14 protein-coding genes are annotated in these 15,132 nt (G+C 36.3%); 4 read left to right on the forward strand and 10 right to left on the reverse strand.

Annotated features, from left to right (window positions below; genetic code table 11):
* Positions 1-92: 92 nt before the first annotated feature.
* Positions 93-674, reverse strand: coding sequence for a TetR/AcrR family transcriptional regulator (locus A5819_RS02010; RefSeq protein ID WP_086280436.1), 582 nt, complete (start codon positions 672-674; stop codon positions 93-95).
* A 262-nt stretch (positions 675-936) separates the two neighbouring features.
* Between A5819_RS02010 and A5819_RS02015 the strand changes: the two genes are divergently transcribed.
* Positions 937-1,827, forward strand: coding sequence for a C40 family peptidase (locus A5819_RS02015; RefSeq protein ID WP_086280433.1), 891 nt, complete (start codon positions 937-939; stop codon positions 1,825-1,827).
* A 258-nt stretch (positions 1,828-2,085) separates the two neighbouring features.
* On the opposite strand, the gene A5819_RS02020 is transcribed toward A5819_RS02015, so the two are convergent.
* Positions 2,086-2,382, reverse strand: coding sequence for a hypothetical protein (locus A5819_RS02020; protein WP_086280431.1), 297 nt, complete (start codon positions 2,380-2,382; stop codon positions 2,086-2,088).
* A gap of 163 nt (positions 2,383-2,545) precedes the next feature.
* Here A5819_RS02020 and A5819_RS02025 point away from each other — a divergent pair, with 163 nt between their 5' ends.
* From A5819_RS02025 to A5819_RS19650, 3 genes are read left to right on the forward strand one after another with little or no spacing between them, the layout of a single operon-like run.
* The gene (locus A5819_RS02025) at positions 2,546-3,205 is read left to right on the forward strand and encodes a response regulator transcription factor (protein WP_086280428.1); all 660 of its coding nucleotides are present in this window, start codon (positions 2,546-2,548) and stop codon (positions 3,203-3,205) included.
* 29 nt (positions 3,206-3,234) lie between these two features.
* Complete coding sequence (locus tag A5819_RS19645) at positions 3,235-3,999, forward strand: hypothetical protein (RefSeq protein WP_254907196.1); 765 nt, start codon at positions 3,235-3,237, stop codon at positions 3,997-3,999.
* On the forward strand, positions 3,996-4,730 hold the full coding sequence (locus A5819_RS19650; RefSeq protein ID WP_254907197.1) for a sensor histidine kinase KdpD: 735 nt from the start codon (positions 3,996-3,998) through the stop codon (positions 4,728-4,730). The genes A5819_RS19645 and A5819_RS19650 overlap by 4 nt, the downstream gene beginning before the upstream one ends.
* Before the next feature lie 50 nt (positions 4,731-4,780).
* Here the strand turns inward: A5819_RS19650 and glmS are convergent, their stop codons facing one another.
* The 8 genes from glmS to cdaA all read right to left on the reverse strand — a co-directional run bounded on the left by glmS (position 4,781) and on the right by cdaA (position 15,014).
* Positions 4,781-6,592, reverse strand: a complete 1,812-nt coding sequence (gene glmS / locus A5819_RS02035; RefSeq protein WP_086280426.1) for a glutamine--fructose-6-phosphate transaminase (isomerizing) — start codon at positions 6,590-6,592, stop codon at positions 4,781-4,783.
* Positions 6,593-7,203: 611 nt separating this feature from the next.
* Positions 7,204-8,037 (reverse strand): energy-coupling factor transporter transmembrane protein EcfT, encoded by an 834-nt coding sequence (locus A5819_RS02045; protein ID WP_086280420.1) that lies wholly within the window; start codon positions 8,035-8,037, stop codon positions 7,204-7,206.
* Complete coding sequence (locus A5819_RS02050) at positions 8,034-9,743, reverse strand: ABC transporter ATP-binding protein (RefSeq protein WP_086280417.1); 1,710 nt, start codon at positions 9,741-9,743, stop codon at positions 8,034-8,036. The genes A5819_RS02045 and A5819_RS02050 overlap by 4 nt, the downstream gene beginning before the upstream one ends.
* Positions 9,744-9,873: 130 nt before the next feature.
* Entirely contained in the window at positions 9,874-10,425 is a 552-nt protein-coding gene (locus A5819_RS02055; RefSeq protein ID WP_086280414.1) for an ECF-type riboflavin transporter substrate-binding protein, read from the reverse strand.
* A gap of 12 nt (positions 10,426-10,437) precedes the next feature.
* Positions 10,438-11,295, reverse strand: coding sequence for an S-adenosyl-l-methionine hydroxide adenosyltransferase family protein (locus A5819_RS02060; RefSeq protein WP_086280412.1), 858 nt, complete (start codon positions 11,293-11,295; stop codon positions 10,438-10,440).
* 242 nt (positions 11,296-11,537) lie between these two features.
* Entirely contained in the window at positions 11,538-12,893 is a 1,356-nt protein-coding gene (glmM, locus tag A5819_RS02065) for a phosphoglucosamine mutase (RefSeq protein WP_086280409.1), read from the reverse strand.
* An 85-nt stretch (positions 12,894-12,978) separates the two neighbouring features.
* A complete protein-coding gene (locus A5819_RS02070) occupies positions 12,979-14,130 on the reverse strand; it encodes a YbbR-like domain-containing protein (RefSeq protein WP_086280406.1) in 1,152 nt (383 codons plus the stop codon).
* A complete protein-coding gene (cdaA, locus tag A5819_RS02075; protein ID WP_010771325.1) occupies positions 14,127-15,014 on the reverse strand; it encodes a diadenylate cyclase CdaA in 888 nt (295 codons plus the stop codon). Before cdaA ends, A5819_RS02070 begins: the two co-directional genes overlap by 4 nt.
* Positions 15,015-15,132: the final 118 nt, after the last annotated feature.

Consider the following 15,132-nt stretch of genomic DNA (forward strand, 5'->3'; position numbering starts at 1 on the left):
AAACAGTTTTTTATCACTTGATAAAAATTTTAACACGAAAAAAAGAATTAAACAACGTTTTTTATCATATGATAAAAAAACAATTTAATTCCTCAAGATAAAACACCATGTAATACCATATCCATTAACTCAGAAATTTGCGCTGAGCGCTCTTTTTCTGTAGAAAGCTGATGAATCGTTGAAAATAACAATGACAAACTCATCAGATAAAATTGAGCTGCCTTTTTTGAAGACACACTGCTGTTTAATGGCTCTTGACTCGATTCAAAAATAGTCTGTAATGGAACTAGATAATAATCATTCAATATATAAAATAGCTGCTGTTTATTTGCTTGTTCCATTTCTGCTGCACTTTGATGGATAAAAGAAAAAATATCTCTATGATAGACAGTTAACAGAGCATTGGTGCATTTAATCAATTGATTTTCGATGGTATCTTGTTCTTCATGAATCTGTTCGATTGCACTTTTTAACTGAATACCAATTTGTTTATTAATCTCAATAAATAGAATTTCTTTATTAGAAAAATGATAATACAATGCTGGTTGTGTAATATTTGCAGCTTTAGCAATATCACGAGTAGAAGTATTTTTGTATCCGTTCGTTAAAAAAAGATCCTTCGCAGTTTCTAAAATTGACTGATGTGTTACCTCAAATACTGATTCTTTTTTCATTACCGCTCCTCCGTTCTTCACTAGTTTAAATCAAAATCAGAAAAAAAGATAGTCTATAAATCTAACCTCAGCTATATTACAATGATTCGTCATTTTGAAATAAATGATCCTTTTTTGTAACCCAAGAAACAAATATTTAACCTATCTTTTACAGACATTATAAAGAAGCTGTGTTTAAATATTAACTGGTCTTAAAATAATAAAATGAATACACTTTAGTTATAAATAGATCAACTAACATAAATACTTGAGGAGCGTTTTTTTGAAAACACAGATAATTATAACCAAATTATTTTTAAGCGGCTTGACCGTTGCTGCTAGTTTAGTAATAGGTAATCAAGCTTTTGCAACCTCTACACAGCCAACTCCCCCAGATAAAATCATTACAGAAGCTTCACAAAAACTATCCCAGTTAAAAGTGGATAAACAATATTTTTCAGATAAAAAAAGCAAACAAACGATTCAGCTTTCTAACTTAGAGCAAAAAATGAAAAAAATCCAAATCAGTCTTGAACAGCTAGAAGAAATTGAATCTGTTACAGCCATCTCTGAAACAACAAAATCAACTAAAGATCAGAACGTAACACTCACAACAACTTTTTCACCTGTTCCTATCCAAAATAACCCGATAGTTGAGAAAAAAGAACAATTAACTGAATTAAAACAACAACAAGCTCTCTTAAAAACAAATACAGAAGACATTACAAAAAAACAGGCTGAAACAGTTAAACAAGAATCCCAATTAACAGAAAAAATCACTCAGGCTAAAAAACAACAGGAAGAACAAGCAAAAAAAACAGATGCTCGTTCAATGGTTATTAACTCGGCCAAAACACATTTAGGTAAACCTTATGTATATGGTGCTGCGGGTCCTGATTCCTTCGACTGTTCTGGTTTAGTTCAAGTTGCTTTTGCTGCTGCTGGGCATGCTTTAGGTCGTACAACCGCTGATCAAGAATCTGCTGGAACGACAATTTCAGTTGCAGAAGCTCAAGCTGGCGACTTAGTCTTTTGGGGAAGTCACGGTGGGACCTATCACGTAGGAATTTCAACAGGCGATGGTTCTTATATCCATGCACCCGTTCCTGGCGACGTTGTCCAAGTCGCAACAGTTGCTTCCTATGCTCCAGACTTTGCTGTACGAGTTTTATAAACAGTTCAAAAAACATTGCTCCTTTTATGTGAGCAATGTTTTTATTATATATTTATACTCCTTGTTTCATTAGGAAAACAACCATATTATTTATAGAATATCCCTTCTTTATAAGAAATTCTCATTTTTTTTCCTAAACATCGAAATTCTTGAGAATTATTAGGAAGTATGGTATTTTATGGTTGTGTGTAATTTGATTTGTGTTCCCTCCATCTCTCTGATGGAGGAATATTTTTTTATTTATCTATTTTTATAATTTTACAAACAAGAACCATTCATTCTACTCTGATGTCTACCTCTTGTTTTCCTCATATGATTTTGATCACGATTTTGTCTTCTACCATAATACTCATCTTCTGACATTACTTGATCTTGTTTCTTCTCATCGGTCAATTGATTATTCATGACCTCTCGATGTCTTACATGTCTAGACTTCATTTCATAAGAATCCATACGATCCTCTTCACCATGCCCTACGGCTTCACTCACTGTGATAAATCCCATTGTACCTATCAATAAGCCTACAAATAATCCACTAATCATCTTCTTTTTCATGTTCTGATTCCTCCTTGATTAAAAATGTGACACGTTGGTCCAGCTCTAACTGAATAACTTGACTTGAGTCTAATAAATAATTGTGTCAAATATGTGTCGAAAATAAATGCCCTAAACGCGTAATTATTGTCTATAATAAAAGAAGAATCTAGGAGGTCCTCTCATGAAAAATATTTTGATCATTGATGATCATTTACAAATTACAGAAGTACTCAAAGAATATGTTTTAAAAGAAGGATTTAATCCAATTATAGCTGATAATGGTCAAGCAGCCTTAGATGCATTTTCTAGCCATGCGATTGAATTGATTTTATTAGATGTCATGCTACCAAAAATCGACGGATTTGGTGTTTGCAAAACGATACGTGCAACATCAAATGTCCCAATCATCATGATCACAGCCAAAGGAGAAGACTATAATCGCATCATGGGGTTAGATATTGGCGCCGATGATTATATTATGAAACCATTTTCCCCAAGTGAAGTGATGGCACGAATCCGAGCAATTTTAAGACGAATTGAACGAACAGAAGAAAATCAGCATACTATGGATCGTTTGACTTATGATAATTTGACTGTTTATTTGGAAGAAAAAAAAGTAACGATCGCCACTCAAGAAATTATTTTAACAAAAAGAGAATTAGAGCTTTTATGGCTACTCTTAGCCAATCCAGAAAAAGTTTTTTCTCGAGATAACTTATTGGATAGTTTATGGGGCATCGATTACTTTGGCGATGCAAGAACGGTTGATACTCATATTAAACGATTGCGCGCCAAACTAGACGAAGTCTCGCATCCAAATTGGGAAATTGCGACGGTTTAGGGCCAAGGGTATAAGTTTGAGGGTAAAAAATGAAAAATAAGCTGACTAGAAAACTTATTCTTTATTTTTCTCTAACGCTGTTGCTTTTTTCATTAGTAATTGGTGTAGCATTTAGTACTTTATTTTCTAAACAAACGATCACGATCCATACAGAAGAAATGACACGCCGAGCAACAGTTATCGCCGAGACTTTAAGCGACTATTTTGACGAACAAGAAACCACAAATGAAAGTAACTCATCTATGCATGGCATGATGGGATCTGGTTCTTCCATGAAGATGGGTATGGGGTATTCTTCTTTCCTTCATTTCATGGATCAGTTAGCACTGGATGATATTTGGATAGTTGATGAAAATGCTGATACGATTACCGTCGGTCATGGTATGCACAATAAAGAATATAGTGAGTTACCTGAGAATGCGCAAGATGTCATCAAAAGAGTTTATGCTGGAAAAACAACGAATAGTGATGCTTTTAGTCATTTTATTGGAAAACCAACCGTAACAGTCGGTGCTCCTGTCACGAATAACGATGGCACTGTTTTAGCTGTGGTTTTACTTCATTCAGCAGTCTCCAGCGTTCATAAAGAAGAGAATCAGGGGTATTTATTGCTCTTTATCAGTATTTTGATTGCTTGGATCATCGGACTGTTGCTCTCTATTTTATTATTAAAAAAATTCATCGCCCCGATCAATAAAATGAGTCATTTTACAGAAGAGCTTGTTGTAGAAAATTATGAAGAATCGTTAGACATCCAGACTAAAGATGAAATAGGTCAATTGAGCGAAAATTGACTATTTTAAAAAATCGTTTAGCAGAAGCGAAATTTCAGCGGGAAAATCGTGAACAAGCACAAAAAAATTTTTTATCCACGATTTCTCACGAATTGCGAACGCCAGTAACGGTCATTCGCGACTTACTCGAATCCTTAAATGATGGTTTGATCCAGCAACCAGAAAAGATCGAGCAATATCACCAACAATTATTAGCAGAATCAATCGTATTAGAGCGCTTGATCAATGATTTGCTAGAATTATCTCGGTTAGAAAATCCAGAATTTACGATTACAATGGAGCCTATTGCAATCAATGATGTTTTATCAGACAGTTTGAGGAGTCTCCGCTTGAAAACTTCACCAAAAGAACAACAATTGTGTTTTAAAACCTCTTTAGAAGAACCCGTTGTTGTCAATGGTGACTATGGTCGAATTCGACAGCTGTTTGTTATTTTGATAGAAAATGCCATTAAGTTTGCACCACCTAAAGCAATTATTGAGATTCAAGCGAACAAAGTAAATGATACGATCAACATCAGTGTTCATAATCCAGGTTCCTATATTTCTCCAAAGGAACAAAAAGAGATCTTTCAACGCTTCCACCAAGCACGTTCTAAGGAGCAACTAGACGGTACCGGATTGGGTTTGGCAATTGCTAAGGAAATCGCTGAACGTCATCACTTTTTACTCAGTGTTCGTAGTGATAAAGAGACTGGAACAACATTTGACGTGACAATACCGATAAAATAAAGCAACAGCTGAGTTTATTCCCAAAGAATAAGTTCAGCTGTTGTTTTATTTTATTCGACCGTTACACTTTTGGCTAAATTACGAGGCTTATCTACGTCATAGCCTCTTTGCAATGTTGCAAAATAAGCAATCAATTGCGTTGGAATGATACTCACTAAAGCGGTCAATAATGGATGCACATCTGGTATAATGAATTGATCCGTTTCTTTTGCCAATGATGACAGAGCAATAACAAAGTTGCGAGCACCACGACTTTCAACTTCTTTTAAATTTCCACGTGTATGTGCCGCTGTTTTTTTATCTGTGATCACGCCAAAAACGGGTGTCATCTCTTCAATCAACGCAATCGTTCCATGTTTTAATTCTCCAGCAGCAAAACCTTCTGCTTGGATATATGAGATTTCTTTTAGCTTCAATGATGCTTCCATCGATACATAGTAATCTACACCACGCCCGATATAAAACGCATTTCTTGTAGTCGCTAAATAGTCTTCTACCAATTGACTAATTATCATCTTTTCAGCAATGATCGATTCTATAACTGTAGCAATCACACTTAATTCATGAGCAATATCAAAATCAAGTGAGGACGGGTTTGCTTTGCTATCGCCAACGGCTTTAGCAAGCACTGCTAAAACTGCAATTTGTGCCGTATAAGCTTTTGTTGACGCAACCGCAATTTCTGGTCCTGCATGAAGTAATAACGTGTAATCGGCTTCTCTAGATAAAGTAGAGCCAGCTACATTTGTTAGTGTAAGCGACGGTAACCCTAACTCACTAGTTTGCACCAATACTTGGCGACTATCCGCTGTTTCTCCACTTTGACTCAAGAAAATAAAAAATGGATTGTCTGATAATAATGGCATATTATAGCCAAACTCACTTGAAAGATGCACTTCAACTGGAATGTTCGTCATTTTTTCGAGAATCGCTTTTCCCACCCAGCCAGCATTATAGCTAGTTCCACATGCGATGACATAAATACGATCGCTAGCAGTTATTTGTTTAATGATTTCTTCATCGATCACAGTTCGTCCAAGAGTATCTGTATATTCCTGTACGATTCGACGCATAACAGCTGGCTGGTCATCTATTTCTTTCAACATGTAATAAGGGTATGCTCCTTTTTCGATATCACTTAAATCTAGTTGTGCTTCATAGGATTCACGGTAAACCAAATTGCCTTTTTGATCTTCGATCTCGATTTTGTCCGCTTTAACAATAACCGTTTCCCCATCAGCAATTTCCACAAAATGGTTTGTTTCAGCTAGCATTGCCATCGCATCACTGCAGATTACATTAAAATCATCGCCTAATCCAATTAATAATGGACTTTTATTTTTTGCTACATAAATCGTGTCTGGATCATTCTTATCAATCAATGCAAATGCATACGAACCTTTAATCACATTCAGTGCCTTTTTAAAGGCTTCTTTTGTTGTCATTCCAGATTCTGCAAAATATTCAATCAAATGTACGGCAATTTCAGTATCTGTTTCACCTTCTAGTGGAGTATTTTGAAGAAATTCCTGTTTTATTTCTTCAAAATTTTCGATCACACCATTGTGTACTAAAATAAACTGATGATTGCTTGATGTATGTGGGTGTGCATTTCTTTCACTCGGTTTGCCATGCGTAGCCCAACGCGTGTGTCCGATCCCCACAGTTCCTTGAACTTCTGGACTGATCTTGTTTTGTAGATCGGCGATTCGACCTAATGATTTTACTAAATGATCGTCTTGATTTTTTCCAGTTACAAAAATACCTGCTGAGTCGTAACCACGGTATTCTAACTTTTCTAATCCTTGAACTAAGATATCAGTCGCATTGTCTTTTCCAATAATTCCTACAATTCCACACATATTATCTATTTCCTACTTTCTCGGTTTTCTTAAATCATTGACCAAGAAAAAAGGAATTGGCGGATAAAATATAAGTATTAAGTCGTTTCCTGTTAAAACCACTCTCTATTTTTTTATCCGTCTCTGCTCTTTTCTTGATTTGTTTCTTGTTGGTTTCTATTCTGCGTAGTTGGCATTTTGTTATAACGTTGCAATTATGTTTTATGTCCAACTTGTAGAGTGCAGTCCCTAGAGCCATCCGCCGAATCTTTCGATAAGCTCTCTCCTCGTCACCTGATGAATCAGGCCTGGCGCTATTCCATTATTGGTATAACTAACCTCCTTTTCAAAACTTCAAATAGAAACTGCACTAATAATACAATATAAAGAATATACCTGTCAATACTTTTATATGAAAAAGGAATTGGTCTAGTCAGAAACAAGAAATAGAAAGAGGTTGGGACAGGAGTGTTTACCCCCGAGAAATAAGAAGGAATTCACGAAAATTGCACTTCAAATTTTTGTGAATTTCAGCTTATTTCCGAAGGGGTTGCTTCTGCTCCCACCATTTATTCGGATACGAAGAGCCTGAAACATAACTTTTTGAGTTATGTCCCAGGCTCTAAAAAATATTAGTTAAACGGATTATAAAATCTCCCACTATTTACTTTGAATAAGGCAAAACTGACCATCGTCAGTACAATAGCTAACCCTATAACGATAAAATCAGAAATATGAAATGGTTGTTGTGCATACCAGGTTCTTTTTTTCTTTTCACCAAAGCGCCGCAACTCCATTGCTGTACTAATCGTCTCAATACGATCTAGACTTGAAAGGATCAGAGGAAAAACAATCTGAGCCGTTCCTTTGATTCGTTGCATAAGTTTCCCTTTTTTAGACATCTCAAAACCACGAGCTTGTTGCGCCAGAGAGATATTGACAAAATCTTCTTGAATATCTGGAATGTAACGAATTGCCAAAGCTACAGCATAACTTATTTTATAACTAACCCCGATTCGATTTAAGCTAGAAGCAAACTCACTTGGGTTCGTTGTTAACAGAAAAATCAAGACTAACGGAATCGTACAAAAATATTTTAGAACTAGATTGAACTCATAAAATAATTGCTCTTGCGTCAGGGTAAATCGCCCAATCCCTTCCCAAATAACCGCTCTAGACTGATATAATTCTACTCCGTATTCTGGTGCAAACAGGTAAACTGCAATGATATTCAATAATGAAAAAACAAAAATAAATTTTACAACGAAGGAAATTTGATGCCACTTGATATTTGATAGCTTAAATAAAACCAGTGAAAATAAGGTCATACCTATCAAAAATCGGGTATCATAGGTTGTCATACAAGCAATCGATAATAGAATCAGAAAAATCAGTTTAGCTGTTCCATTTAACTTATGAATAACTGTCTTATCAGGAATGTAGCCTAACATCTGATGTTCATTCATTTCAAACGCACCTCCTGATCATACGTCATAAAGTTTTCTGTAAATAAAAACGGATCATCCAACCCTAAATGTTGGGCAAAAGTAAATAAACTTGTTTCTTTTAAAGAAGCTCGTTCTACTAACTCAGAATCTGTTAAAACCTTTACTGGTGTTGTATCAGCGATAATTTTACCATCATATAATACCAACGCTCGATCTGTATACTCCAGCATCAGATGCATGTCATGAGTAATCATTGCAATCGTGACGCCCATTTGATTCAGCTCTTCTAAAAATGTCATCATTTCAGTATAATGTTTAAAATCTTGTCCTGCAGTCGGCTCATCCAATATGATCATTTCAGGTTCTAAAACTAAAATCGCCGCAATCGTAACGCGTTTTTTTTGCCCAAAGCTCAGCGCCGAAATTGGCCAATGACGAAACGAATGTAGCCCACAGATTTTCAAGACTTTTTCAACTCGCTCATTGATTTCAGCTTCTGAGACTCCTTTTAATGTCAACCCTAGAGCAACCTCTTCAAAAATCATTTTCTTAGAAATCATCTGATTTGGATTTTGCATAACAAAGCCAATTTTATCCGCACGTTCTTTGATAGAAAACAGTGTAAAATCGGTACCTGACCAGCTCATTTTGCCCGATTGAGGTGTAACAAATCCGCAAATAGCTTTACTCAAGGTAGATTTACCAGCGCCATTTTTCCCAACAATACTAAGCATTTCTCCACGATTAAACGCAACTGAAACTTCATTTAAAACATACTGATTATTTTGATTATATTGGTACGTCACCTTTTCTAATTCTAATAATGCTGGTAAGTTTTTTTGCTCTGAAAATCTGGTTTGTTTGGTCATCCAGTTTTCCATTTGCTCTTTTAAATTTGGTGCTTGAACTTTTTCAATGTTAGACAGCTGTTCAACCGTTTCTAAGTCTACACCAGCATATTTCATTGCAGTTATATAGAGTGGCTCTCGAATTCCTTGTTCAGTTAGAATCTCTGTTTTTAATAAGTCATCAGCTGGTAAATCTGCTACCACTCTTCCCTCATTAAAAACAATCACACGGTCAACCGAACGATACAAAACATCTTCTAAGCGATGTTCAATAATCAAAATAGTCGTTTTGGTCTTTTGATGGATCTCTTCTATCAAAGCAATCGTTTCTTTTCCTGCTTTAGGATCAAGATTTGCTAACGGCTCATCAAACAATAAAATTGGTGCTTCATCAATCAAAACACCTGCCATTGATACTCGTTGCTTTTGACCACCAGATAAATCTTGCGGTCGATGATGTAAAAAGTCATTTAAGCCGACTATTTTAGTCCAATGATCGACTTCTTCATGCATCTTCATTTGTGAAACTTCATCATTTTCTAAAGCAAATGCAACATCTTCTCCTACTGTTAACCCGATAAATTGACCATCTGTATCTTGCAATACTGTTCCAACATCAAATGATAAATCAAATAAGCTAGTCTTGGTTAAGTCTTTGTCGCCTATTTTGACAGATCCGCTTATTTCCCCTTCATAGCTATAGGGAATCAAGCCGTTGATGCATTGAGCAAAAGTTGATTTGCCACTGCCGCTTGGACCAACGACAAGGACTTTTTCCCCTTCATAAATCGTTAAATCAATATTATGTAATGTTGGTTCAACCTGACTATGATATTGAAAAGTAAAATCGTCAAATATTATCAGTGGTTTTTTCATCGATGCCGCTCCTTTATTCTATGTAAAAAGGACAAGAAAAGGACTAAACTTAAAAAATCAAGCTTGCTTTTTCTCGCCCTTAATTTTATTTCAGAAATTATATTTATGCTAATTTCATTTTACTATATAATCAATCTTTTGTTAAACTACCTTTTTTTGTGCGAGTTGCCGCATAAGCTGCCATCAATAAGGTTCCAATGATTCCAACAGCGATGATGTTCAAGACTACAGCAATCACACCCTGCGTATAGACCTTACTTGCTGGCTCACTGTAAATCAACACATCCAAGGTCGGTGCAATCAGTCCCCAAACAACCGCATTTCCAATTACTTGATAAATATTAAAATAAATAATGTCTTTTTTATTGAATTCACCATGTTGAAGATCGATTTTTCTTCCAGCTAAACCATAGATTACCCCTATAATACCAGAACAGATGATCCAACTCCACCATGCACTGCCATATGTTGTAAAATCTTTTAACGTATGACCGATCAAACCAATCAAGCCGCCTGCTACAGGTCCAAAAATAACAGAAATCAATGCCAAAAATGGATAAGCTGTTTCTAAGTTTGTGTTAGGAAATCCGGTTGGAATCACAACAAAACGACCTAAAATAACAAATACTGCTGATCCAATCCCAATTGCGACGATTGTTTTTACTGAAAAATCTTTTTTCATTTATCCCCACTCCTATTCAAAAATAATTTTTGGTGCTTTTCTTAACTGGATGGTCCAATCGGTCCCCGTTCCGATATGATACAGTTTTGAAAATGAATCTTGATTGACTGCCACACCAATATTGACCAATGAGTTAACATAAACTAAAGGTTCCCCAATATTCACATCTGCAAAAGATTTTGCAAACTTCATAATGTTTTGGTAAACTTTTTTCCCTTGATGATAAATCGTAACTTGTAGTTGATCATCATGAGTGATTTCTTCTTCTTTCATAAACGCTAAAGGAATATTTGTCCACAAAGAACCGAAGCGAATATCTAAAACATCAATACTGCCTTCTAAGATATGCTCGCTATGCTTGGCTTCAATCAAAGGCAATGCTTGGATAGAATCGTTGGCAACAATATTTCCTAGCTCTTCAAAAGAAATTTCTCCACTCGCTAAACGTGCCCCATTATACGCATAGATATCTCTACCGTGAAAGGTGTGGCTTTCTTCTGAATGTGGCAAACGACTGGTTACTTCATCAATTGCCCGAATCTCTTTGATGCCTTGATAATGAGCGATGTGCGTTAACGACCCATTATCTGGTGTGATGATATAATGTCCAGAAATTGTTTTTGCTACGATACTTCGTCTCGTGCTGCCCACACCAGGATCAACAACAGAAACAAAAACGGTTTCCTGCGGCCAATATTTTACCGTTTGATACAAACGATACGATGCCGCCCAAATATCATAAGGAGGGATCTCATGGGTCAAATCACCAATGGTAATATCATCACTTACCATGTGAGCAACACCATACATTGCACTGACAGCTCCATCACCAAGTCCAAAATCTGTTTGTAATACTAAATAATTCCCCATTAAATTGCCCCTCTCTAGAGTAGTCTCATACCTCAATTTTTTATTCAAAGAATTGATTGAAAGCAAAGGACTCTTTCTTATCAATTCTCAAACATAGTACCTTTTTCTGTTTATTCTGTCAATAAGGTTATCGAACGTTTACTAAAATAAATCCTTTATTATTCGTTTTTTTTTTAAACAAATAAGATAGGCTAAGGTATCACTCTCTGAGCCATATCTTAGCCTATCTCTTTAACTATTGATTAGCCTACGCCAATTTCTGCTTTTACAACAGCAGCGATTTTATCCACATAATAATCAACTTTCTCTTGCGTTGGTGCTTCAGCCATCACGCGTAATAATGGCTCAGTCCCAGAAGGACGAACTAAAATACGACCATCGCCATTCATTTCTGTTTCCATCAATTCAACGATTTCTTTGATTGCTGGCACATCCATCGCACCATGTTTATCTGTTACTCTGATATTCACCAGTTTTTGTGGGTAAACAGTTACCTCAGAAGCAAGCTCTGATAGTTTTTTACCAGTTTGTTTCATCACATTTAATAATTGAATACCTGAAAGCATGCCATCCCCGGTTGTATTGTAATCAAGGAAAATCATATGACCTGATTGCTCTCCACCAAAATTATAGTCATTTTTACGCATCTCTTCAACAACATAACGATCACCAACTTGAGTAATCACATCTTTCATTCCAGCAGCTTCAACAGCTTTATGGAAGCCTAAATTACTCATGACAGTTGTAACGATCGTATCTTTTTTCAAACGGTTCTTTTCAGCAAGATACTTCGCACAAATAAACATGATCTTGTCGCCATCAACGATATTACCTAATTCATCAACTGCAATGATTCGATCACCATCGCCATCAAAAGCCAAACCTACGTCTGCCCCTTTTTCAACAACCATTTCCGCTAATGTTTCAGGATGTGTTGAGCCTACACCGTCATTGATATTTAAACCATTTGGGCTTGTCCCCATAGTATAAAAATCAGTTTCCAAATCTGCGAATAAACGATTGACAGACGTTGCAGTTGCACCATTTGCTGCATCGATACAAACAGTCAAACCAGCCAAGTCATCTGGAATTGTCTGAACTAAAAACTGCGAATATTTTAGTAGTCCTTCTGGAAATTCATCCAGTGATCCTAAACCTTCTGCTGAAGGTCGCGGTAAGTTATCTTCTTCGGCATCTAGTAATGCTTCGATTTCAAGCTCTTGATCATCGACCAATTTAAACCCATCTGAACCGAAAAACTTGATACCATTATCTTCTGCTGGATTATGAGAAGCTGAGATCATAACTCCTGCTGATGCTTTTTGCAGTCTTGTTAAATAAGCTACACCTGGCGTTGAGATTACCCCTAATTGGAACACTTCGATCCCAACAGATAACAAACCTGAAATTAAAGCCTGTTCTAATAATTGTCCTGAAATCCTTGTATCACGACCGACCAATACTCTTGGTCGACGAGTTGAATCTTCATGCTGGCTTAAAACATATCCGCCAAAGCGGCCTAATTTAAATGCTAATTCTGGTGTTAATTCTTTATTGGCAATGCCTCTAACACCATCTGTTCCAAAATATTTACCCATTATAACTCTCCTTCTACTTACTAAACAGTCTCAAGTACTTTATTGAATCCACTTCAAAAGAATCCTAATTTTTTAATCAATCAACTTAATTCACAGGTTCTGAACTACTCCCGTTTTCTATATCATTTGCCACAGTACTTTCAGTACTAGTCGAACTTGATGTGCTCGATGTACTGGACGAACTTGCTGGGCTTTCACTTGACGGCAAAGGATTCGGTATCATTTGACTTGAACTTGCTGTTGTTGAACTTTGTCCTCCGCTTGTTTCAGAAAAACTAGTATTGGTTCCTACAAAAACTGGATTGATTGTTACTTCTACTTCCTCAGGAGAAACAATATAATCAGCATTTGTTGGGATCTTTATTGTTTTTTTCATTGATGACTTTATATTACTGACATCAACGGGTAGCTCTATTGTATTGATCGCATCCAAAACAGATTTTGTTCCTCTGATTTCAACTTTTTGCTCTGAAAGAGTAAAAGTATAATGCTCAACGCTAGACGGTGGTGAACCAGTGGCACTAATTGTTAGACCGACTTCTTTTGATGGTAGTGATAAATCAACAACCACTTTGACTTGCGGTGCCGGGTTTTCAATACTTAATACTTGTCCTTTACTATCAAGTGCTTGTACATTCACTGTTTGTTTGATCGTATCAACTGATTGTTTAACATTGGATAACGGTGCCACTACACGGTTGATTGCTTTAGCAGTCTCTTCTCCGGTCGTGATCTCGACCGTTTTAGGACTTACAGCTACTTTTCCCACTTTATAGCCTTCTGCTTCGATTGTTTCTGGTATTTGTGCTTCTACACTAAATGATTTTGTTACTTTTTTCTCTACTGTTACAGTAATTGTTTTTGGTTCGATTTCAGCTGTCACAGCCGTACTCAAGCCTTTGACTCTTAATTGAATCTCAGAAGTCCCTAGTGGTGTTTTAGTCAAATCAGCGACCACTTGGAAATTTCTAGTATCTTCATTCGATTCCAAATTCAGTTGAATTCGATTGGCACTGCTCAAATGAACATTAACCGTTTCTTCATAGCCAGAAACAAAATACTTATCTTGATCATACTCTACTTGAACTGGAATATTATAAAGCATTTCATCGTAGATTTGATTTGTACCAGACACATTGGACATGCTCCCAGATGCATTGGCATTAAAAAACAACAACAAGGCAAACAATAAGGCTAATAAACTCGAAAACCAATTACTTTGGGAGGGCTTTTTCATTTCTTTTTCGCCCCTTTCGATACACCTTCAAGAAAGTGCTGCAAAAGGTTCTTTTTATCTTTGCCTTCTTCTTTAGGTACTAATTCTGCTCTAAGTATTTTTAAGTATTCTTCTTGGCTGAGTCTAGAAATCAAATCATTGTTCAATGTTAAGCTAACATCCCCGGTCTCTTCCGACACGATAATGGTCACAGCATCACTAACCTCACTGATCCCAACCGCTGCTCTATGGCGAGTACCAAATTCTTTGGGAATCAGATTACTTTCAGATAGAGGCAGATAAGCACTTGCTACAGCAATTTTCCCTTGTTTGACGATCACAGCGCCATCATGTAACGGTGTATTTGGAATAAAGATATTGATCAGTAATTCCCCTGAAATATCCGCATCCAAATCGATTCCAGTTTCGATATATTCATCTAAGCCTGTATTTCGTTCTACCGTGATCAAGGCACCTATTTTTCGTTTTGACATGTATTGAATTGCCTTATCAAACGCAAGCACCATTTTTTCATCTTCCTGTTGCTCAGACTTACTCGTACGGAAAAATGAGCTCCTACCAAGATGTTCCAAGCCTCGCCGAACTTCCGGCTGAAAAATCACTACTGCTGCGATAACACCATACATGATGACTTGATTCATCAACCAAGATAACGTATGTAGTCCAATAATTTCACTCAATATTCGAATCACAATGAACACAGCGACCCCTTTTAACAACTGAACCGCTTTTGTTCCTTTAACGAGCATGATCAACTTGTAGACAAGATACCAGACTACCAAAATATCGATAACATTAATAATATAATCACGCGACAAGAAATCTGATGAGATCAATTGCCGCCAATAATTCAAATCAAATAATTGACTAAGTTGAAAAGACATCATAAACCTCACTTCTCTCTGAAGATTTCTTAATTAGTATACCATAATCTTTTACTTGGTTACAGGATGAGCGCAATCGATAGAAAAATTTAACTAAAAAAGAATGAAAGAATTAGAC

The organism is Enterococcus sp. 7E2_DIV0204 (assembly GCF_002140855.1).
Lineage (GTDB): Bacteria > Bacillota > Bacilli > Lactobacillales > Enterococcaceae > Enterococcus_L > Enterococcus_L lemimoniae.

Coding starts and splice junctions, on each gene's coding strand:
- A5819_RS02010 (WP_086280436.1), bottom strand. CDS start 674: ATGAAAAAAGAATCAGTATTTGAGGTAACACATCAGTCAATTTTAGAA.
- A5819_RS02020 (WP_086280431.1), bottom strand. CDS start 2,382: ATGAAAAAGAAGATGATTAGTGGATTATTTGTAGGCTTATTGATAGGT.
- A5819_RS02025 (WP_086280428.1), top strand. CDS start 2,546: ATGAAAAATATTTTGATCATTGATGATCATTTACAAATTACAGAAGTA.
- A5819_RS19645 (WP_254907196.1), top strand. CDS start 3,235: ATGAAAAATAAGCTGACTAGAAAACTTATTCTTTATTTTTCTCTAACG.
- glmS (WP_086280426.1), bottom strand. CDS start 6,592: ATGTGTGGAATTGTAGGAATTATTGGAAAAGACAATGCGACTGATATC.
- A5819_RS02045 (WP_086280420.1), bottom strand. CDS start 8,037: ATGAATGAACATCAGATGTTAGGCTACATTCCTGATAAGACAGTTATT.
- A5819_RS02050 (WP_086280417.1), bottom strand. CDS start 9,743: ATGAAAAAACCACTGATAATATTTGACGATTTTACTTTTCAATATCAT.
- A5819_RS02055 (WP_086280414.1), bottom strand. CDS start 10,425: ATGAAAAAAGATTTTTCAGTAAAAACAATCGTCGCAATTGGGATTGGA.
- A5819_RS02060 (WP_086280412.1), bottom strand. CDS start 11,295: ATGGGGAATTATTTAGTATTACAAACAGATTTTGGACTTGGTGATGGA.
- glmM (WP_086280409.1), bottom strand. CDS start 12,893: ATGGGTAAATATTTTGGAACAGATGGTGTTAGAGGCATTGCCAATAAA.
- A5819_RS02070 (WP_086280406.1), bottom strand. CDS start 14,130: ATGAAAAAGCCCTCCCAAAGTAATTGGTTTTCGAGTTTATTAGCCTTA.
- cdaA (WP_010771325.1), bottom strand. CDS start 15,014: ATGTCTTTTCAACTTAGTCAATTATTTGATTTGAATTATTGGCGGCAA.